The sequence below is a fragment of the Tsukamurella paurometabola genome, from assembly GCF_900631615.1.
GTDB classification, from domain to species: Bacteria; Actinomycetota; Actinomycetes; order Mycobacteriales; family Mycobacteriaceae; genus Tsukamurella; species Tsukamurella paurometabola_A.
The window spans coordinates 807,688-826,637 of the sequence record NZ_LR131273.1 but is presented as its reverse complement, the minus strand read 5'-3'; the positions used below and the strand labels follow the sequence as shown (position 1 = coordinate 826,637).

The following is an 18,950-nucleotide window of genomic DNA, read 5'->3' as shown; positions in this document are numbered from 1 at the left end:
ATGCGCAAAAGTATGAAGTAAAATCTTGTTATGTCCGATGTCAGCGACCTCCGCTACGGCGTCCACTCCCTGAGCCGGGAGATCCGCGCGCACCGCCGCCCGGGCCCGCTCACCGAGACCCAGTACCTCATCCTCGGCAGCCTCGACCGCGGCGGACCGGCCACTCCCGCCGAGCTGGGGGAGGCGCACCACGTCCGCGCGCAGACCCTCACTCCCGCGCTCAACGCGCTCGCCGACGCCGGTCTCGTGCGCCGCCGCCGGGACGAGACCGACCGTCGCCGGCAGTACGTCGAGCTGACCGCGGCGGGCCGCGGCGTCATCGAGGAGGACCGGGAGATCCGCAACGCCTGGCTCGAGACGGCCATGGCCGAACGGCTCACCGACCTCGAGCGCGGCGTGCTCCTGCTCGCCGGTCCGGTCCTGGCGAAGCTGGCGGACGGGTGATGCGGTCGTAAGGTGGTCCGCATGCAGAAGCCGCCGAACCCGTCCACGCTCCAGGCGCGCGTGATCGTGGACGAGCTGGTCCGCGGCGGCGTCACCGACGTGGTGCTGTGCCCCGGCTCGCGCAACGCGCCGCTCGCGTTCGCCGTCCACGCGGCCGACGCGCGCGGGGAACTGCGGCTGCACGTGCGCATCGACGAGCGCACCGCGGGCTTCCTCGCCGTCGGCCTCGCCGCCGCGTCGCGGCGCCCCGTCCCCGTGATCATGACCTCCGGTACCGCGGTCGCGAACCTCTCGCCGGCGGTGTTCGAGGCCAACTACGCCCGCGTCCCGCTGCTGGTGGTGAGCGCGAACCGGCCCTACGAGCTGCTCGGCTCCGGCGCCAACCAGACCGTCGAGCAGTTCGGGATCTTCGGCACCCAGGTCCGCGCGTCGCTGTCCCTCGGGCTCGCCGAGCCCGGCCTCGACCGCAACTCCCAGTGGCGCAGCGCCGTGTGCCGCGCACTCTCGGCCGCCCGCGGCGCCCGCACCGGCAACGCCGGCCCCGTCCAGTTCGACATCCCGCTGCGCGAGCCCCTCGTCCCCGACGACCCGGCGCCCGAGTTCGCCCACGGCCGGCCCGACGGCGGACCGTGGACCGTCGCGCCCGTCGCCACCCTCGACGTGCCGCTGCCGATCGACCTGACCCCCGACACCGTCGTCATCTCCGGGCACGGCGCCGGCGAGAACCCCGCTCTCGCGGGGCTGCCCACCGTCGCCGAGCCGACCTCGCCGCAGGCGAGCAGTTCGGCAGAGGCCGGACCCCGAATGCTCCTGCACCCGTGGGCCCTGCCGGCCCTCAAACCGCGGCAGGCCATCATCTGCGGCCGCCCGACGCTGCACCGCGAGGTGAGCGCCCTGCTCGCCGACCCCGAGGTCACCGTCTACGCCGTGACGACGGGCCCGCGCTGGCCCGACGTCTCCGGCAACGTCGCCGCCACCGGCACGCGGGTGCTGCCCGTCGGCGAGCCCGACGACGCCTGGCTGCGCCGCTGCGCCGACGCCGACGCCGCCGCGCGGGCCGCCGTCACGGAGGGACTGCAGGGGGGCCTCGACCGCGGTTCCATCACCGGCCTGCACGTGGCCCGCGCCGTCTGCGCCGCGCTGCGCACCGGCGACCAGCTGGTGGTCGGCGCGTCCAACCCCGTCCGCGACGTCGCCCTCGCCGGCGAGGTGCCCACCGGCGTCCGCGTGCTGTCCAACCGGGGCGTCGCCGGGATCGACGGCACCGTGAGCACCGCCGTCGGCGCCGCGCTCGCCTTCCCGGACCGGCGCACCGTCGCGCTGATGGGCGACCTGACCTTCGTGCACGACGCCTCCGGCCTGCTCATCGGACCCCAGGAGCCGCGGCCGGCCAACCTCACCGTCGTCGTCGCCAACGACAACGGGGGCGGCATCTTCAACCTGCTCGAACAGGGCGAGGAGCGCTACTCCGGGGCGGAGTACGACGGTGCCGCCGCCCGCGTCTTCGGCACGCCGCACGGCACCGACATCGGCGCCCTCTGCGCCGCCTACGGCGTCGAGTACGTGCGCGCCGACCTGGGCGACCTCGCCGAGGCGGCCCGCGCCGACGGCCTCCGCGTCGTCGAAGTGCGCACCGAACGCACCGGCCTGCGCGCGCTGCACGCCGGGATGCGGGCGCGGATCAGCGCCGCAGCGGGCACGACACCGGGCGGGACGGCCGGCGGACCGTCGGGCTCGGAGGACCGCGGATGAGCCGGACGGCCCTGCGGCGCGTGCAGATCGTCCTGCTGAGCGCGGCCATCCTCATCACCGGACTGTGCGTGGTCCTCGTGGCGGCCGCCGTGCGCGACGACCGCACCATCGACGCCGACCGCGGCACCGCGACCGCCGAGGTGCTCTCCGCCGGACCGCGCCGCTCGACGATCAGCTTCTACACGACCGACGGCGTCAACCACAATCCTCCGCTCGGCGTCCTGTACCCCAGCGAACTCAACGTCGGCGACCGCATCCAGGTCGAGTACAGCCGCTCGGATCCGGAACTGGTGCGCGTCGCCGGACGGTCCGCCGTCGTCGCCATCCTGCCCGCCGCGTCCGTCGCCGCCGGGACGTGGCTGGTGGTGGGCGCGATCATGCTGCTCATCGCGGCCGGCTACCACCGGGGCGAGAGTTCACCTGACGTTCCGCGCACCGTCGACCGGTAGGGAACCTCACGGTCACCGCCCCGGGCGACACTGCTGACGTGCGTATCGCGATCGTGGCCGAGTCCTTCCTGCCGAACGTCAACGGGGTCACCAACTCGGTGCTCCGCGTCCTCGAGCACTGCCGCCGCACGGGCGCGGAGGCGATCGTCATCGCACCCGACAGCGTGCCGGGCGAGCCGCCCGCGTCGCTGGAACACCTCGGCTTCCCCGTGCACCGCGTGCCCGCACGGATGCTGCCGAAGATCTCCTCGCTGCCGATCGGCCAGCCGAACATGCGCATCGTCGAGGTGCTGCGCGAGTTCCGGCCCGACGTGGTGCACCTCGCCTCGCCCTACTTCCTCGGCGCGGGCGGCCTCGCCGCGGCGAAGCGCCTCGGCATCCCGACCGTCGCGATCTTCCAGACCGACGTCGCCGGATTCGCCGGCTCGTACGGGCTCGGGCCGCTCGAGCGCGCCGCCTGGTGGTGGACCCGGCAGATGCACAAGCAGTGCGACCTCACCCTCGCGCCGTCGTCGGCGTCGGTCGCCGACCTCGAGGCGCACCGCATCCCGCGGGTCAAGACGTGGGCGCGCGGCGTCGACGCGGAACGCTTCGCCCCGTCGCACCGCTCGGCCGCGCTGCGCGCATCCTGGCTGGGGGACCGGCCCGACCGGCTGATCGTCGGCTTCGTCGGGCGGCTCGCCGCCGAGAAGCACGTCGAGCGGCTCGCCGGCCTCGCGCACCGCGACGACGTGCAACTCGTCATCGTGGGCGACGGCCCCGAGCGGGCGCGGCTCGAGAAGCTGCTGCCCGGAGCGGTCTTCACCGGCCAGCTCGGCGGGGCGGACCTCGGCGCCGCCTACGCCTCGCTCGACGTCTTCGTGCACGCCGGCGAGCACGAGACGTTCTGCCAGGCCGTCCAGGAGGCGCTCGCCTCCGGCGTCCCGTCGATCGCGCCCGACCAGGGCGGGCCGCGCGACCTCGTCGCGCACTGCCGCAACGGCTACCTGCTGCCGACCGCCGAGTTCGCCGAGCTGCTGCCCGGCGTCATCGACACCCTGGCCGATCCCGCCCTGCGCGCCCGGTTCGGCGAGGCCGCCCGCAAGTCCGTCCTGGCCCGCACCTGGCCCGCCCTCTGCGACCAGCTGTTCGGCCACTACGCGAGCGTGATCGCCGGACCTCCCGGCTTCTCGATGGGCCGGGCCGTCTGAGACGTCGTGTAGCTTTCGGGACATGGCAAGGGCCTCCCTCGACAAGAAACCGGGCGACGTCGCGTCGATGTTCGACGGTGTCGCGCGCCGGTACGACCGGACCAACACGCTCATGACGGGCGGGCTGGACCGGTACTGGCGTGCCCGCACCCGGCGCGCGCTCGACCTCAAGCCGGGGGACCGCGTGCTCGACCTCGCCGCCGGCACCGGCGTCTCGACCGTCGACCTGGCCCGATCCGGCGCCTGGGTCGCGGCCTGCGACTTCTCGACGGGGATGCTGCAGGCCGGCGCGTTCCGGCGGGTGCCCATGGTCGCGGGCGACGCCATGGCGCTGCCGCTCGCCGACGCCTCCTTCGACGCCGCCACCATCTCCTTCGGCCTGCGCAACGTGCAGGACACCGTCGCGGGGCTGCGCGAGATGGCGCGCGTCGTGCGGCCCGGCGGCCGCCTCGTGGTGTGCGAGTTCTCCACCCCGACCAACGGCGCCTTCCGGGCGCTGTACGAGAACGTCGCGCTGGAGGCCATCCAGCTGGTGGCGAAGGGCTCGTCGAACCCCGAGGCCTACGAGTACCTCGCCGAGTCGATCCGCAACTGGCCGGCGCAGGCCGAGCTCGCGGAGCGGGTCCGGGAGGCCGGCTGGGGCGACGTGGCCTGGACGAACCTGACCGGCGGCATCGTCGCTCTGCACACCGCGACCCGCCCGCTAGGCTGAACACGTGGAGAAGACGGTAGCCGGGGTCTCGCTGGGATCCGACGAGTTCGCGGCGGGCATCCGCGCGGACCTCGCCCGCGTGGAGCAGGTCATCGCCGACGGCATCGCCGAGGCCGACGGATGCGTGATCGAGGAGGCCCTGCACCTGTTCCAGGCCGGCGGCAAGCGGTTCCGGCCCATGTTCACGATCCTCTCCGGCCGCATCGGCGGCACCCCGTCCGAGCAGGTCATCACCGCCGCCGCGGCGATGGAACTGACCCACCTCGCCACGCTGTACCACGACGACGTGATGGACGAGGCGGACACGCGCCGCGGCGCACCGTCGGCCAACGCGAAGTGGGGCAACTCGATCGCGATCCTCGCGGGCGACTACCTCTTCGCCCGCGCATCGGCGTACGGCGCCGACCTCGGCCCCCGCGCCGTCGGCGTCATCGCCACGTGCTTCGGCGAGCTGGTCACGGGCCAGATGCTGGAGTTGAAGGGGGCCGGCTCCGGGGACCCGGTGCAGCACTACCTCGACACGATCTGGGGCAAGACCGGCAGCCTCATCGCGACCTGCGGCCTGCTCGGCGCGCTGCACGGCGGCGGCGACGAGGAGACGGCGCAGCGGATGTACCGCATCGGTGCCGCGATCGGCATGGCCTTCCAGATCAGCGACGACATCATCGACATCAGCTCCGTCGCGCAGGAATCCGGCAAGACGCCCGGCACGGACCTGCGCGAGGGCGTGTTCACCCTGCCGGTGCTCTACGCCCTGCGCGACGAGGGACCGGACGCCGACCGGCTCCGGGAGATCCTCGTCGGTCCCGTCACCGACGATGCGCTCGTCGACGAGGCCATCGAGCTGCTGGGCCGCTCCGCGGGCATGAAGGAGGCGCAGGCCACGTTGGCCCGGTACGCCGACGACGCCCGCGCGGAGCTGGCCGAGCTGCCCGAATCCGAGCCGCGCGCCTCGCTCGAATCGCTGGTCACCTTCACGGTCGCCCGCCTGGGCTGAGGTTCGTCCGTGCAGGGCCTGGGGAGTAGGACCGGCAATCAGATCCGCACCGCGCTGCTGCTGGCGCTGGTCGCGGGCTTCCTGATGGCGACCGGTGCGGTCTTCGGGCAGACCGCGTTCGTGCTCTCGATCGTCCTCGCCGCCGGCGTGTGCGCCTACCTGTACGTCAGCGGGCCGTCGCTGCCACTGCGCGCGATGCACGCGCGGAGCGTCTCCGAACTGCAGCAACCCGCGCTGTTCCGGATGGTCCGCGAACTCTCGACGTCCGCCCGGCTGCCCATGCCCGCGATCTACGTCTCACCCACCGCGGCGCCCACCGCCTTCGCCACCGGTCACGGCCCCACCCACTCCGCGGTCTGCGTGACCATCGGTCTGCTGGAACTGCTCACCGAGGACGAGCTGCGAGCCGTCCTGGCCCACCAGCTCGCCCGGATCGGTTCCCGCGACACGCTGACCGCGTCGGTCGCGGGGGCGCTCGGCGCCGTGATCTGCGGTTTCGCCGGATTCGGCTACCTGCTCGGCTTCGGTGACGGCGGCGCGCGGCGCAGCCGGGTCGTCGACGCCATGCTCTCCGTGCTCGCGCCCATCGCCGGTGCGCTCATCCGTCTCGGCGTCTCGCGGACCGTCGACTACCGCGCCGACCACACCGGGGCGCTGCTGACCGGGGCCCCGTCGGCGCTGGTCAGTGCCCTGCAGAAGACGTCCGACGGTGCCGCCCGCGCGCCCCTGCCGCCCGAGCCCGAGATCGCGGTGCACGCCAACACCATGCTGGTGTGCCCCTTCCTGGACAGCGACCGCATGGGGCGCCTCTTCCGCACCCAGCCGCCCGTCGACAGCCGCGTCGAGCGCCTGCAGGCACTCACGTCGTAGCCCGACGGTCCGCCGCCCTCTCTCGATGTGAGGAAACACACAGCTGAGATCACCGATCCGCCGGCCACCGCCGGCCGCCGGGGCGACGGAGAACCGAACGAGGGACGAAGGGCGGCGATGCCGCCCTTCGGCCCGGCCGCACGGCACCGTCGCGCCGCCGCGGCGCGACGGTCACCGTCGGGCCAGGAGACCTAGCGGTAGTTGACGAACTGCACCGCGATGTCGAGGTCGGCGTTCTTGAGCAGCGCCTGGACGGCCTGCAGGTCGTCGCGCGACTTGCTGGAGACCCGCAGCTCGTCGCCCTGGATCTGCGCCTTCACGGACTTGGGGCCCTCGTCGCGGATCAGCTTGCTGATCTTCTTGGCGTTCTCGCTGGTGATGCCCTCGACCAGGGTGCCGGTGATCTTGTACGTCTTGCCGGAGGCGACGGGGTCGCCGGCGTCGAAGGCCTTCAGCGACAGGCCGCGCTTGATGAGCTTCTCCTGGAACACCTCGAGGCCGGCCTTGGCGCGCTCCTCGGCGTCCGAGGTGATGACGATCTTGTCCTCGCCGGACGCCTCCACGGTGGTGTTGGTGCCGCGGAAGTCGTACCGCTGGCTGAGCTCCTTCGAGGCCTGGTTGAGGGCGTTCGCGACCTCCTGGCGGTCGATCTTGCTCACGACATCGAACGACGAATCGGCCATCTCGGCTGGACTCCTAATCAGTTGACCTGCGGGTTTGCGCGCCCCCCACGGGGGCGTTGTAGTCTATCGTCCGCTGCCCTCACCGGCAGCGAAAGGCACGTTGCCCGAGCGGCCAATGGGAGCGGACTGTAAATCCGTCGGCTTTGCCTACGTAGGTTCGAATCCTACACGTGCCACCCGCTGCGGCCTCCGGCGTTCATTCGCCGGAGGCCGCAGTGATAACGAGCTGACCTGCGGATTTGGATGAACTCCGCCGCGGTGTGTAATCTCGTTGAGGCTCTTGGAGCGCCGGGAACGGCGGCCTGAGGCACGCCCCCTTAGCTCAGTCGGCAGAGCGTTTCCATGGTAAGGAAAAGGTCGACGGTTCGATTCCGTCAGGGGGCTCGCTAGACCAGTGCTAAGTGCTGATAGCTCAGGGCGGTGTAGCTCAGCTGGTTAGAGCGCACGACTCATAATCGTGAGGTCGGGGGATCGAGCCCCCCCACCGCTACAACAGACACAAGATCGCGAAAGAGGAACCGTCGTGGCTTCATCGACAGATGTTCGCCCCAAGATCACCTTGGCGTGCGAGGTGTGCAAGCACCGCAACTACATCACCAAGAAGAACCGTCGCAACGATCCCGATCGCCTCGAGCTGAAGAAGTTCTGCCCGAACTGCGGATCGCACCAGGCGCACCGAGAGTCGCGCTGACGTCAACGTCGACAAGGGGGAGGGCATCCGATGGGATGCCCTCCCTTTTGGCATACTGCCCTTCAGCCCATTCACGATAGGTAGGTTCGACACGTGAGCAAGGACATCGATGTGCCGGGTGGACCGGTCACCGAGCAGCTCAGCCCCGAAGAAGTCGCGGAGCGCACGCGCGCCGCTGTCGGTTACAACTACGAGTACTCCGAGAAGTACTACGTCAGCCGTGAGAAGGTGCGGGAGTTCGCGAACGCGTCGCAGCTGACCGATCCGGTGCATCACGACGTCGAGGCCGCCCGCGCGGCCGGGTACGCCGACATCGTGGCGCCCCCGATCATGTTCTCGCTGATCGGCATCATCGCCCACCGCCCGCTGTTCGAGAACGCGATCGTCGGCTACGGCCGCCGCCCCGTCGTGCAGTCGGCGCAGGAGGTCAAGTTCCACGCGCCGATCGTCGCGGGGATGACGCTGACCACGCACGTGCACTTCGACGCGTTCCGGCAGGCCGCGGGCGCCGACCTGATCGTGACCCGCAACGAGATCTCCGACCAGGACGGCAACCCCCTCGTCACGTCCTGGACCACCCTGGCCGGCCGGTCGGGCGAGGACGAGGACGCCGAGTTCGTCGGTGCAATGGAAAAGGTGATGATGTATGGCGCTTCGTAACTTCGCGGACGTGACGGTGGGCGAGGAGCTCCCGGAGCGCACCTTCGAGCTGACCCGCGGTGACCTGGTGAACTACGCCGGCGTCACCGGCGACCCCAACCCCATCCACTGGTCCGATCACATCGTGAAGCTGGCCGGCATGGAGGACGTCGTCGCGCAGGGCATGCTCACGATGAGCCTGGGCTCGAACTACATCACCGAGTGGCTGGGCGATCCGGGTGCGCTCAAGGAGTACAGCGTGCGCTTCACCGCGCCGGTGTTCGTCCCCGCCGACCAGAAGGCGGAGCTCCTGTACTCGGGCAAGATCAAGTCGCTCGACGCCGAGACCAAGACGGGTGTCGTCTTCCTGACGGTCAAGCAGGGCGAGCGCAAGATCTTCGGCAAGCCGGTCGCCACCGTCCAGTTCGCCTGACGGTCCGCGGCCCGTGCGGGCCGCATGACCGTGCGTTTTGAGGTGCGGCACCGATGTGCCGTACACTGAACTGTCCGCACAAAACGGCGGGCGTGCGAAAGCGCGCCCTCGAACGGTGTGGATGCGGGGCCGGAAGGTCCCGCAAAGGGGTGTAGCTCAGTTGGTAGAGCAGCGGTCTCCAAAACCGCAGGTCGCAGGTTCGAGTCCTGTCGCCCCTGCATAGGCGGGCCCCGGGCCCGGCTGTCGAAATCGGCGGGCCGACGCCCGCTGGAAGATCCAGCGGAGGGATGTGCGTGAGCGACGAGAAGGACGACGCGACCACCGGCGAGACCGCCGGCGACAGCGCCGCCGAAGACGCCCAGCAGGCCCGCCCTTCCGGTAAGCGCTCCAGCGGCCGTCGCAGCCGCACCGCGCTGGCCGAGGCTCCGGAGCCCGGTTCGGCGGTCGAGTCCGGCACCGCGAAGAAGTCCGCGGACGCGAAGCCCTCGCGCAACCCGTTCGCCGCCATCTGGCTGTTCATCCGCCAGGTCGTCGCGGAGCTGCGGAAGGTCATCTGGCCGACCCGGAGCCAGATGATCAACTACACGATCATCGTGCTGGTCTTCGTGGTGGTCCTCACCGCGATGATCAGCCTCCTCGACCTCGGCTTCGCGAAGCTGATGTTGTGGGCGTTCGGCAAATAGCCGGACCACACGAGTAGACGAGACGGAAGGAACTTCGGCGCTGTGAGCACCCCGGAGCACAACGAGGCAGAACTGGACTCCCCCGAGGGCGTGCAGGCCGATGACGCTGCCGTGGCGACCGAGGTCGAGTCGGCCGAGGACGAGGCGTTGATCGAGGTCGAGGAGAGCGTCCTCGGCGCGGACGAGCCCGGCGACGGTGCCGAGATCGTCGCGGAGGAGGCCGAGGAGGAGATCGACCCCGTCGAGGAGCTGAAGGCGCAGCTGCGCACCGCCCCCGGCGACTGGTACGTGATCCACACCTACGCGGGCTACGAGAACAAGGTCAAGGCCAACCTCGAGACCCGCGTCCAGAACCTCGACGTCGGCGACTACATCTTCCAGGTGGAGGTCCCCACCGAGGAGGTCACCGAGATCAAGAACGGCCAGCAGAAGCGGGTCAACCGCAAGGTGCTGCCGGGCTACATCCTGGTGCGCATGGACCTCAACGACGAGTCCTGGGGCGCGGTGCGCAACACCCCCGGCGTCACCGGCTTCGTCGGCCTGACCAGCAAGCCGTCGCCGCTCACGATGAACGAGGTCGTGAAGTTCCTGCTCCCCGAGAGCGCGCGGACCAAGCCCGCCAAGGACAAGGCCGGTGCCGCGTCCGACGGTGCCGCCGCCGCGTCCGGCGCGGCCGTCTCGCAGGGCCCCGCGGTCGAGGTCGACTTCGAGGTCGGCGAGTCGGTCACCGTCATGGACGGCCCGTTCGCCACCCTGCCCGCGTCCATCAGCGAGATCAACGCCGAGCAGCGCAAGCTCAAGGTGCTGGTGTCGATCTTCGGTCGTGAGACGCCCGTCGAGCTGGCCTTCAACCAGGTCGAGAAGATCTCCTAGCGAGACCCACATGCTTCCCGCGCCGGTGCAAGGGCGCGGGGTGAAGAAAAAGGAAACTGAGGATGCCCCCGAAGAAGAAGAAGGTCGCCGGGCTCATCAAGCTGCAGATCCAGGCCGGGCAGGCCAACCCTGCTCCGCCCGTGGGTCCCGCGCTTGGTCAGCACGGCGTCAACATCATGGAGTTCTGCAAGGCGTACAACGCCGCGACCGAGTCGCAGCGTGGCAACGTCATCCCCGTCGAGATCACGGTCTACGAGGACCGGTCCTTCGACTTCAAGCTGAAGACTCCTCCGGCCGCCAAGCTGCTGCTCAAGGCAGCCGGCGTGCAGAAGGGCTCGGGTGAGCCGCACAAGAACAAGGTCGCCAAGGTGACCTGGGATCAGGTGCGCGAGATCGCCGAGACCAAGAAGGAAGACCTGAACGCGAACGACATCGATCAGGCCGCGAAGATCATCGCCGGCACTGCTCGCTCGATGGGTATCACCGTCGAGTAGGTCGCCGGGACGCCTCTGCGCGTCCCGTGGGAGGGCCGGCTCGGCCCGCGGAACCACTCACTGCCCCTGAGCTGGGCAAGAAACGAAAGAGCTACACATGAGCAAGAACAGCAAGGCCTACAAGGCCGCTGCCGAGAAGGTCGACAAGGACAAGCTGTACAGCCCGCTCGAGGCCGTCACGCTCGCCAAGGAGACCTCCTCCACCAAGCAGGACGCCACCGTCGAGGTCGCCATGCGCCTCGGTGTCGACCCCCGCAAGGCCGATCAGATGGTGCGCGGCACCGTCAACCTGCCGAACGGCACCGGTAAGACGGCCCGCGTGATCGTCTTCGCCGTCGGCGACAAGGCCGAGGAGGCCAAGGCCGCGGGCGCCGACGAGGTGGGCGCCGAGGACCTGATCGAGAAGATCCAGGGCGGCTGGCTCGAGTTCGACGCCGCGATCGCCACCCCGGACCAGATGGCCAAGGTCGGTCGCATCGCTCGCGTGCTCGGCCCCCGTGGCCTGATGCCGAACCCGAAGACCGGCACCGTCACCCCCGACGTGACCAAGGCCGTGGGCGACATCAAGGGCGGCAAGATCACCTTCCGCGTCGACAAGGCCGCGAACCTGCACTTCGTGATCGGCAAGGCGTCCTTCGACGCCAAGCAGCTGGTGGAGAACTACGGCGCCGCGCTGGACGAGATCCTGCGCGCGAAGCCGTCGGCGGCCAAGGGCCGGTACCTGAAGAAGGTCACCGTCTCGACGACCACCGGACCGGGCATCCCGGTGGACCCGCAGCGCGTGAACAACCTCACCGAGGAAGAGGCGTAAGCCTCCCTCATCAGGGTCTGAACCACGAAGCCCCCGATCTCCGCGAGGAGGTCGGGGGCTTCGTCGTGCCCGGGGTCAGAGCAGCGAGCTGCCCGACGACGCGACGGCGAAGAAGAACAGCAGCATGGCGCCGTACGCCAGGAGCGCGAGCAGCGTGAGCCCCGTGAAGACGCCGCCGATGACCATGCCCACCGTGGCCAGGGTGTTCTTGTACCCGCGGTCCCGCGACTGCCGGTGCGCGATCCAGCTCACGATCAGGCCCACGGGGTAGCAGCCCAGGACCGACAGGACGAGCCCGACGATGCCCATCGCCTGGTCCGGGTCCTGCAGCTGCTGGGGCGGCGGGTAGCCGGGGTAGGGCTGGTGGGCGCCCGGGTAGGGCTGGGCGGGGTACGACGGTGGCTGCCCGTACGGGTCGTAACCGTACGGGTCGTATCCGGACGGATCGTTGGGCGTCGACATCGTGAACGCTCCCTTTGTCACTGCGGAGATCGGTGTGCGCCAAGCGTAGCCGAGCGCGGAGACGGGCGGTGTGCTGCGGACCGGGCTCAGAGGATCAGCAGGAGCCGGAGGAGGGTGGACACGAGCGCGGTCATCAGGAGCATCGTGCACAGGACCATGGTGATGATGGCGATCACGTTGGTGTGCCCGTGCCGCTTCGAGAGGGTGAAGGAGTGCACCGCGACGAACAGCGTCGATGTCGTCGCCGACAGGTAGAGCAGGGGACTCAGCTCGGCCACCGTGCCGAGCACGTAGATCGGCAGCGTGATGAGGAAGAACAACACCAGGCCGGCGATCGCGGTCATCGTTCCGGGATCGCGGGTGGGGTACGCCGCCCGGGGTGGGGTCGGGGCGTACGACCGGCCGTAGGGGTGGGGGAATCCTCCGCGGGGCACGAACGCCCGAGCGGGCTGCGGGTAGTGCGGGTAGTGCGGGTACTGCTGGTACGCACCGGGTGCGGGCGGGGGAACCGACACGGACGCCTCCTTCGACGTGGTTCCGGGGAACTGGCATCGACGGTAGGGCGCGGGGCCCGGTGATCCGCTTGGCGTTCGCTTGGACCGCCGCGGAACGACCGCGCAGCCCGTGGTGCCGGGCGCGGAAACGTGTCGGTCGGCGCCGGTAGTCTCGCCCCCATGGACGACGACAGGCTGCTCGCCCGCATCGGGGCCCTGCTGCGGCAGGCGGAGGGCACCGACAACGAGCACGAGGCGGCCACGTTCACGGAGGCGGCGCAGCGGCTCGCCACGGCCGCGTCGATCGACCTCGCCGTCGCCCGCGCGCACCAGCGCGGCGCCGAGCGGGCCCGCGCGGTGCCCGAGCAGCGGACCGTCCGGATCGGGGAGGCGGGCCGGCGCGGCCTGCGCACCTTCGTCGAGCTGTTCGTCGCCATCGCGCAGTCCAACGACGTGCGGTGCGACGTGGCCTCCAACTCCACCTTCGTCTTCGCCTACGGCTTCGCGGAGGACGTCGACGCGTGCGAGGCGTTGTACGCCTCCCTGGTGATCCAGATGGTCCGCGCGTCGGACGCCTACCTGCGGTCCGGCGCCTACAAGTCGGAGACGGTGCAACAGCTCTACGAGGACCGGCGGACCCGGCGCCGCTGGGTGGAGACGAAGCCGGTGGCGGCGGTCACCGCCCGGATCAACTTCCAGTCGGCGTTCGCAGCGCGCATCGGGGCGCGGCTCGCCGAGGCGCGGGCCGAGGCCACCGCGCAGGCCACCGAGCGGGATGAACCGGGTACCGCGCTCGCCCTGCGCGACAAGGAGGTCGAGCTCGCGTCGTTCTACCGCGAGGAGTCGACGGCGCGGGGCCGGTGGCGCGGTTCCACCGCCTCGGCCGGGTACTCCGACGGTGCCCGCCGTGCCGGCGATCGCGCGGGGCGGTCCGCGCGTCTGGGGGCCCACTCGGAGGTGGGCGGCAGCCGCGGGGCATTGGAGCAGGGCACGTCGTGAACCCGTACCCGCCGCCTCCGCAGGTCCCGCCGCCGCCACCGGCCCGCGGGAACGCGGGGCTGTGGTGGGCGATCGGGGGAGCGGTGCTCGTCGTCGTGCTGGTCGCGGTGCTCGCGGCGTTGCTGCTGGCGCGGGGATCCGCCGGCCCGTCGACGTCGGCCGGCCCTGCCGCCGCGGCTTCGTCGGGGAAGGCGAGTGCGTGCGGCCTGCCGGGCTCGGGCTCGACCACACCGATCACCGACCGCGTGGTCTCGGGGCCGGTGTCCTTCCCCGTCTCCGCGGCGCCGGGGTGGACGCCGCAGCGGTACCAGCTGTTCTCGCCCGGCGCGCAGGCGGCGGGATTGCGGACCGGGGTGCCCGGCCACTCGTGGGACGCGCACGTCGAGGTCGGGCTCACGACCTTCGCGCCGCGGGTCCCGGTCGCGGAGGCCGCGCGGCGCATCATCCCGTGCATCGTCGCGAGCAGCAGGTACGACGCGTACCGGCCCCGGCTCGACGGTGCGTCCGAGCCGGAGGCGCTGACCGTGGATGGGGTGCGTGCGGCGCGGGTCGTCGGCCGGATCCTCGTCAGCCGCGAGGGCCTCGCGATTCCCGGGGACGTGGTTACTGTTGTGGTGATCGACTCGGCTCCCCAGGCATACTTCGAGTCGGACACCCCGATCGGGGACACCGCCCTCGCGGCGGTGGCCCAGCAGGTCTTCGAGCAGCTCAAGGTGGCGAGGGACGTATGAGCAACCCGCAGGATCCGAACGGGCAGCAGCCCGACCCGTACGCGCAGCCGGACCCGTACGCGCAGGGCGGCTACCAGTACGGATACGGGCAGCAGACGAATCCGTACGGTCAGCAGCCGTACCAGCAGGGATACGGGCAGCAGGCGTTCCAGCAGGGCTACCAGTACCCGGGTCAGCAGTATCCGGGGCAGTACCCCGGCCAGGGGCAGCCGCCGCAGAAGCCGAACCGCACGGGCCTGTACGCCGCGATCGGGATCGCGGTGGTGCTCGTGATCGCCGTGGCGGTCGCCGCCGGCTTCCTCGTCCTGCGGTCGGGCTCCGACGAGGCCGATCGCACCGCGTCGCCGGACACCTCGGCGCAAGCGGGGTGCGGACTTCCGGGGACCGGCCAGGCGTCCCCGATCAGCGACCGCGTCGCGTCGGGTCCGCTGTCCTTCCCGGTGTCCGCAGCGCCGGGGTGGACCGCGGAGACGTACACGATGTACGCCGAGAGCATCGGCGCCGCCGGCCTGATCAAATCCCTGGCAGATGGCCAGCCCTGGCAGGCCAGCGTCGAGGTGGGGCAGACCAACTTCCAGCCGAAGGTGGAGCCGGCGGAGGCCGCCACTCGGATGATGCAGTGCATCGCCGACGGGCAGGGGTTCAAGAACGCATCGCCTCGGGTCGAGGGGCTGTCGAAGCCCGAAGCCATCACGGTGGACGGTGTGGCCGCGGCGAAGGTCACCGCGAAGATCATGGTCAGCAGGTCCGACATCACGGTTCCGGGCGACGAGATGACGGTGATCGTGGTCGCGTCGGCGCCGCAGACCTACCTGGCTGTCGACATCCCGATCGGCTATCCCGATCTGACGGCGGTCGGGCAGGCCGTGATCGCGCAGCTCAAGGTCGCCAAGGAGGTGTGACCGCGCTGGCGAGGGACGTGCAGCGGGCCGCGGTCTACCGTGCGGAGGAGATGGTCCGCGGCCTGTTCGAGCACGCCGGGGCGGGGCGCACCGTCGACGTGCTGGGCGTGCCGCTGACGCTGCCGCCCGAGGCGCGGTTCGCCTCCGTCGACGCGGTGCAGGCCTACGCCGATCGCGTGCTCGGCCCGCGCGCGGTGCGGGTGCGGGCCCGGGCGGGCGCCGCCGGCGCGCACTACGAGCGCGGCCCGGGCGGTCCGGTCGTCGCCGTCCCCGCCGGGCGCGACGGTGCCTGGGCCCTCCGCGAGCTGGTGATCCTGCACGAGCTCGCGCATCACGTCGTCGCCGAACAGGGCGCCGACGGCGCCGCCCACGGACCGTCGTTCACGCGCGCCTTCGTCGACCTCGCGGCGCAGGTCATGGGCCCCGAGGTGGGCCTTGCCCTGCGCATCGTCTACACCGAGTCCGGCGTCGCCGTCGGCTGACCCGGGCTGATCCGGCGCTGCGTGGGGGACAGCCGGCCCCGCCGTTTCGCTCCCACCGGGGAGCCGGCTGCCAGGGACACCCGCTCCCTGCAGGGAGCGGCGGGTGGCGGAGACCATCCGGCCCGGTGGAACGGCACCGTCGAACGACGATTTGGCGACGGACCGGTGCTCGCGTACTCTGGTCCCCTGGAATCCGGTGACAACCGGATCGTTCCACCGAAGACCGTCGGTCATCAGGCGCGAGCCTGATCGAAGGTCCGGCCCCGAGCCGGCGACCCACGCAGGAGGACGAGGATTCTTACAGGTTCCCCGTGCGCCCTGCGCCCGGGGATTTCGTCGTTTCAGGGCAAGGCCTCCCAAGACGGATGACACGTAGAGAGGAGGCGAAGTATGGCAAACGCCGAGAAGGTCGCAGCAGTCGCTGAGATCGCCGAGAAGTTCTCGAAGTCCACGGCCACCGTGGTCACCGAGTACCGCGGGCTGTCGGTCGGTTCCATCACCGAGCTGCGTCGTTCGCTCGGAGCTGGTGCCACCTACTCCGTCGCCAAGAACACCCTGGTCAAGCTCGCCGCCAAGGATGCTGGCGTCGAGGGCCTGGACGAGCTGTTCGAGGGCCCGACCGCCATCGCCTTCATCGAGGGTGAGCCGGTCGAGGCCGCCAAGGCGATCAAGAAGTTCGCCAAGGACAACAAGGCCCTGGTCATCAAGGGCGGCTACATGGACGGCAAGGCGCTGTCCGTGGCCGAGGTCGAGCGTATCGCCGATCTCGAGTCGCGCGAGGTGCTCCTGGCCAAGCTCGCCGGTGCCATGAAGGGCAACTTGGCGAAGGCCGCTGGCCTGTTCAACGCTCCCGCCTCGCAGGTGGCCCGCCTGGCCGCCGCGCTGCAGGAGAAGAAGGCCGCCGACGAGGCTGCCGCGTAAGACCGCTGATCCAGCGAACCCCCGCGCGCACCGCTCGCGGGAACCATCACCACCTTGCCTCGCGGATCAGCGAGCAAGACTGAACGGAAGGACGCCACCATGGCGAAGCTCACCACCGACGAGCTGCTTGATGCTTTCAAGGAGCTGACCCTGCTCGAGCTCAGCGAGTTCGTGAAGGCTTTCGAGGAGACCTTCGAGGTCACCGCTGCTGCTCCGGTCGCCGTCGCGGCTGCCGGTGCTGCCCCGGCTGCCGGCGGCGACGCCGGCGCGGCTGCCGACCAGGACGAGTTCGACGTCATCCTCGAGGGTGCCGGCGACAAGAAGATCCAGGTCATCAAGGTCGTCCGCGAGCTGGTTTCGGGCCTCGGCCTGAAGGAGGCGAAGGACCTCGTCGAGGGCGCCCCCAAGCCGATCCTGGAGAAGGTCGACAAGGAGGCCGCCGACGCCGCCAAGGCCAAGCTCGAGGAGGCCGGCGCTTCGGTTTCGGTCAAGTAATAGCCGAACCGCACGTCAGTGCTGTCAACCGCCCCGTCGCCCCGTGCGACGGGGCGGTTCTCGTTCTGCGACGGTGCCACCGGGTCCGAATAGAACAGGTCCGGTACCGCCACCAGCGGGTACTGGGGTACTGTGCTCCCAGCGGTCTGTGGCGCGAGCCACACCATGGAGTGCGACGAAAGGTCTCCGACAGTGGGTGTCGAAGTAACTACCAAGAACCTGACGAAGTCGTTCGGGTCCCAGAACATCTGGTCCGACGTCTCGCTGACCCTGCCCGCCGGCGAGGTCTCGGTTCTGCTCGGCCCGTCGGGTACCGGCAAGTCGGTGTTCCTGAAGTCGCTGATCGGTCTGCTGCGCCCCGAGGAGGGCGAGATCATCATCGACGGCACCGACATCCTCACCTGTACGTCGTCGGAGCTGTACGAGATCCGCAAGATGTTCGGCGTGCTGTTCCAGGACGGCGCCCTGTTCGGCTCGATGAACCTGTACGACAACACGGCCTTCCCGCTTCGTGAGCACACGAAGAAGAAGGAGAGCGAGATCCGTCAGATCACGATGGAGAAGCTCGAGATGGTCGGTCTGATTGGCGCGGAGGACAAGCTCCCCGGTGAGATCTCCGGCGGTATGCGTAAGCGCGCCGGCCTGGCCCGCGCCCTCGTGATGGACCCGCAGATCATGCTCGTCGACGAGCCGGACTCCGGTCTCGACCCCGTGCGTACCACCTACACCAGCCAGCTGCTGATGGACATCAACGCGCAGATCGACTGCACCACGCTGATCGTCTCGCACAACATCAACATCGCCCGCACGGTGCCCGACAACATGGGCATGCTCTTCCTCAAGCACCTCGTCATGTTCGGCCCCCGCGAGGTGCTCCTCACCTCCGAGGAGCCGGTGGTCAAGCAGTTCCTCTCGGGCTCGATGATCGGCCCGATCGGTATGTCGGAGGAGAAGGACTCGGCGCAGATGGAGGCCGAGATGGCACGCGTCGCCGCGGGCCACTCCGACGGTGGCGTCGACGTTCCGGACGAGATCGCGCCGCAGATGCAGCCCACGCCCGGCATGCCGCCCCGCAAGGGGGAGCAGCGGCGCAAGGCCCGCGTCCGCCAGATCCTCCCGACGCTGCCGGAGAAGGCGCAGATCGCCATCCGCAAGGACCTCGGCGACGATCCGGCGGACTACGCCACCACCGCGCCGGCGGTCGCTGCGCAGCAGCAGTACCAGCAGGCCCCGGAGACGGCTCCCGTCTCGATCCAGAAGGAGTACGCGGGCGACGAGTCCCCGACGTCGGCCTACGAGGTCACGCAGGCGGACGAGAATCCCACCGATCACCTGCCGAAGGTGGAGGACGGGCGCTGACCGCACCGTCGTCACACTGACCGAACACCGGCCCGGGAACCATTCCCGGGCCGGTGTCGTCGTCTCCGCGGGTGAGTCGTCTCCGATATTCGAAGGAAATCGGCGCTTTCGCTTGACGTTCGCGCGGATTCGGGTCAGAGTTATCGGCAGGACGCGATGTGCTCGTGTCCACGTGAGAGCATCCTCGGGTGCCTTCGGTCCGCACGGCAGCCAGCCCGCGGCCGGGGCTACGGCAGGGCCGACCGACGATGCCGGTGTTCGAAGAACGGCGCGCGTCATGCTTGCGCGCGAGCCCGGTGGGGCTTAGTCTGGACTGCCCCTTGCGGGGCGGTCATTCCTCTGTTAATGTTGGACGTTGCGCTGGCTGCCTCCTGCCCATCTGAA

Annotated in this window: 24 protein-coding genes and 4 tRNA genes; 25 read left to right on the top strand and 3 right to left on the bottom strand. The window is 70.3% G+C overall.

Annotated elements, in window-relative coordinates; genetic code table 11:
* The first annotated feature begins 30 nt into the window (after positions 1–30).
* From ELY19_RS04315 to ELY19_RS04285, 7 genes are read left to right on the top strand one after another with little or no spacing between them, the layout of a single operon-like run.
* On the top strand, positions 31–444 hold the full coding sequence (locus ELY19_RS04315) for a MarR family transcriptional regulator (protein ID WP_126195105.1): 414 nt from the start codon (positions 31–33) through the stop codon (positions 442–444).
* 21 nt (positions 445–465) lie between these two features.
* Positions 466–2,196, top strand: a complete 1,731-nt coding sequence (gene menD, locus ELY19_RS04310) for a 2-succinyl-5-enolpyruvyl-6-hydroxy-3-cyclohexene-1-carboxylic-acid synthase (protein ID WP_126195104.1) — start codon at positions 466–468, stop codon at positions 2,194–2,196.
* Complete coding sequence (locus ELY19_RS04305) at positions 2,193–2,645, top strand: DUF3592 domain-containing protein (RefSeq protein WP_126195103.1); 453 nt, start codon at positions 2,193–2,195, stop codon at positions 2,643–2,645. The genes menD and ELY19_RS04305 overlap by 4 nt, the downstream gene beginning before the upstream one ends.
* A gap of 38 nt (positions 2,646–2,683) precedes the next feature.
* Positions 2,684–3,835: a glycosyltransferase family 4 protein gene (locus ELY19_RS04300; protein WP_126195102.1), complete on the top strand. Its 1,152-nt coding sequence runs from the start codon at positions 2,684–2,686 to the stop codon at positions 3,833–3,835.
* A gap of 22 nt (positions 3,836–3,857) precedes the next feature.
* Positions 3,858–4,547 (top strand): demethylmenaquinone methyltransferase, encoded by a 690-nt coding sequence (locus ELY19_RS04295; protein ID WP_126195101.1) that lies wholly within the window; start codon positions 3,858–3,860, stop codon positions 4,545–4,547.
* Positions 4,548–4,551: 4 nt separating this feature from the next.
* A complete protein-coding gene (locus tag ELY19_RS04290) occupies positions 4,552–5,544 on the top strand; it encodes a polyprenyl synthetase family protein (protein WP_126195100.1) in 993 nt (330 codons plus the stop codon).
* A gap of 9 nt (positions 5,545–5,553) precedes the next feature.
* Positions 5,554–6,414: a M48 family metalloprotease gene (locus ELY19_RS04285; RefSeq protein WP_227967181.1), complete on the top strand. Its 861-nt coding sequence runs from the start codon at positions 5,554–5,556 to the stop codon at positions 6,412–6,414.
* Positions 6,415–6,605: 191 nt separating this feature from the next.
* Here ELY19_RS04285 and ELY19_RS04280 read toward each other — a convergent pair whose 3' ends face one another.
* Positions 6,606–7,097 (bottom strand): YajQ family cyclic di-GMP-binding protein, encoded by a 492-nt coding sequence (locus tag ELY19_RS04280; RefSeq protein ID WP_126195099.1) that lies wholly within the window; start codon positions 7,095–7,097, stop codon positions 6,606–6,608.
* A gap of 94 nt (positions 7,098–7,191) precedes the next feature.
* Between ELY19_RS04280 and ELY19_RS04275 the strand changes: the two genes are divergently transcribed.
* From ELY19_RS04275 to rplA, 11 genes are all read left to right on the top strand, one after another.
* Positions 7,192–7,273, top strand: a tRNA-Tyr gene (locus ELY19_RS04275).
* A 135-nt stretch (positions 7,274–7,408) separates the two neighbouring features.
* Positions 7,409–7,481, top strand: a tRNA-Thr gene (locus ELY19_RS04270).
* A 32-nt stretch (positions 7,482–7,513) separates the two neighbouring features.
* Positions 7,514–7,587 (top strand) — tRNA-Met (locus tag ELY19_RS04265).
* Positions 7,588–7,620: 33 nt separating this feature from the next.
* Positions 7,621–7,788: a 50S ribosomal protein L33 gene (gene rpmG / locus ELY19_RS04260; RefSeq protein WP_013125415.1), complete on the top strand. Its 168-nt coding sequence runs from the start codon at positions 7,621–7,623 to the stop codon at positions 7,786–7,788.
* A 93-nt stretch (positions 7,789–7,881) separates the two neighbouring features.
* Positions 7,882–8,448, top strand: coding sequence for a (3R)-hydroxyacyl-ACP dehydratase subunit HadA (gene hadA / locus ELY19_RS04255; RefSeq protein ID WP_126195098.1), 567 nt, complete (start codon positions 7,882–7,884; stop codon positions 8,446–8,448).
* On the top strand, positions 8,435–8,860 hold the full coding sequence (gene hadB / locus ELY19_RS04250) for a (3R)-hydroxyacyl-ACP dehydratase subunit HadB (RefSeq protein WP_126195097.1): 426 nt from the start codon (positions 8,435–8,437) through the stop codon (positions 8,858–8,860). The genes hadA and hadB overlap by 14 nt, the downstream gene beginning before the upstream one ends.
* Before the next feature lie 145 nt (positions 8,861–9,005).
* A tRNA-Trp gene (locus tag ELY19_RS04245) sits at positions 9,006–9,078 on the top strand.
* Positions 9,079–9,147: 69 nt separating this feature from the next.
* A complete protein-coding gene (gene secE / locus ELY19_RS04240; protein ID WP_126195096.1) occupies positions 9,148–9,543 on the top strand; it encodes a preprotein translocase subunit SecE in 396 nt (131 codons plus the stop codon).
* Between the two features lie 42 nt (positions 9,544–9,585).
* Positions 9,586–10,416 carry a transcription termination/antitermination protein NusG gene (gene nusG, locus ELY19_RS04235; protein WP_126195095.1) on the top strand — a complete coding sequence of 277 codons (831 nt, stop codon included), beginning with the start codon at positions 9,586–9,588 and terminating at the stop codon, positions 10,414–10,416.
* 62 nt (positions 10,417–10,478) lie between these two features.
* Complete coding sequence (gene rplK, locus ELY19_RS04230) at positions 10,479–10,910, top strand: 50S ribosomal protein L11 (protein ID WP_126195094.1); 432 nt, start codon at positions 10,479–10,481, stop codon at positions 10,908–10,910.
* Between the two features lie 97 nt (positions 10,911–11,007).
* On the top strand, positions 11,008–11,721 hold the full coding sequence (rplA, locus tag ELY19_RS04225) for a 50S ribosomal protein L1 (protein ID WP_126195093.1): 714 nt from the start codon (positions 11,008–11,010) through the stop codon (positions 11,719–11,721).
* A 75-nt stretch (positions 11,722–11,796) separates the two neighbouring features.
* Here the strand turns inward: rplA and ELY19_RS04220 are convergent, their stop codons facing one another.
* Together ELY19_RS04220 and ELY19_RS04215 are read right to left on the bottom strand one after the other, a co-directional pair.
* Positions 11,797–12,183 carry a DUF4190 domain-containing protein gene (locus ELY19_RS04220; RefSeq protein ID WP_126195092.1) on the bottom strand — a complete coding sequence of 129 codons (387 nt, stop codon included), beginning with the start codon at positions 12,181–12,183 and terminating at the stop codon, positions 11,797–11,799.
* An 86-nt stretch (positions 12,184–12,269) separates the two neighbouring features.
* On the bottom strand, positions 12,270–12,698 hold the full coding sequence (locus ELY19_RS04215) for a hypothetical protein (RefSeq protein WP_126195091.1): 429 nt from the start codon (positions 12,696–12,698) through the stop codon (positions 12,270–12,272).
* Between the two features lie 159 nt (positions 12,699–12,857).
* On the opposite strand from ELY19_RS04215, the gene ELY19_RS04210 reads away from it, so the two are divergent.
* The 7 genes from ELY19_RS04210 (at position 12,858) to ELY19_RS04180 (ending at position 18,566) form a co-directional block, all read left to right on the top strand.
* Positions 12,858–13,676, top strand: a complete 819-nt coding sequence (locus tag ELY19_RS04210) for a DUF2786 domain-containing protein (RefSeq protein ID WP_126195090.1) — start codon at positions 12,858–12,860, stop codon at positions 13,674–13,676.
* Positions 13,673–14,407, top strand: a complete 735-nt coding sequence (locus tag ELY19_RS04205) for a hypothetical protein (RefSeq protein WP_126195089.1) — start codon at positions 13,673–13,675, stop codon at positions 14,405–14,407. The genes ELY19_RS04210 and ELY19_RS04205 overlap by 4 nt, the downstream gene beginning before the upstream one ends.
* On the top strand, positions 14,404–15,309 hold the full coding sequence (locus ELY19_RS04200) for a hypothetical protein (RefSeq protein WP_126195088.1): 906 nt from the start codon (positions 14,404–14,406) through the stop codon (positions 15,307–15,309). The genes ELY19_RS04205 and ELY19_RS04200 overlap by 4 nt, the downstream gene beginning before the upstream one ends.
* Positions 15,306–15,791: a TIGR04338 family metallohydrolase gene (locus ELY19_RS04195; protein ID WP_416222720.1), complete on the top strand. Its 486-nt coding sequence runs from the start codon at positions 15,306–15,308 to the stop codon at positions 15,789–15,791. Before ELY19_RS04200 ends, ELY19_RS04195 begins: the two co-directional genes overlap by 4 nt.
* A gap of 390 nt (positions 15,792–16,181) precedes the next feature.
* Positions 16,182–16,712 carry a 50S ribosomal protein L10 gene (gene rplJ / locus ELY19_RS04190; protein WP_126195087.1) on the top strand — a complete coding sequence of 177 codons (531 nt, stop codon included), beginning with the start codon at positions 16,182–16,184 and terminating at the stop codon, positions 16,710–16,712.
* Between the two features lie 99 nt (positions 16,713–16,811).
* Entirely contained in the window at positions 16,812–17,207 is a 396-nt protein-coding gene (rplL, locus tag ELY19_RS04185) for a 50S ribosomal protein L7/L12 (protein ID WP_126195086.1), read from the top strand.
* Between the two features lie 192 nt (positions 17,208–17,399).
* Positions 17,400–18,566, top strand: a complete 1,167-nt coding sequence (locus tag ELY19_RS04180; protein WP_164711508.1) for an ABC transporter ATP-binding protein — start codon at positions 17,400–17,402, stop codon at positions 18,564–18,566.
* Positions 18,567–18,950: the final 384 nt, after the last annotated feature.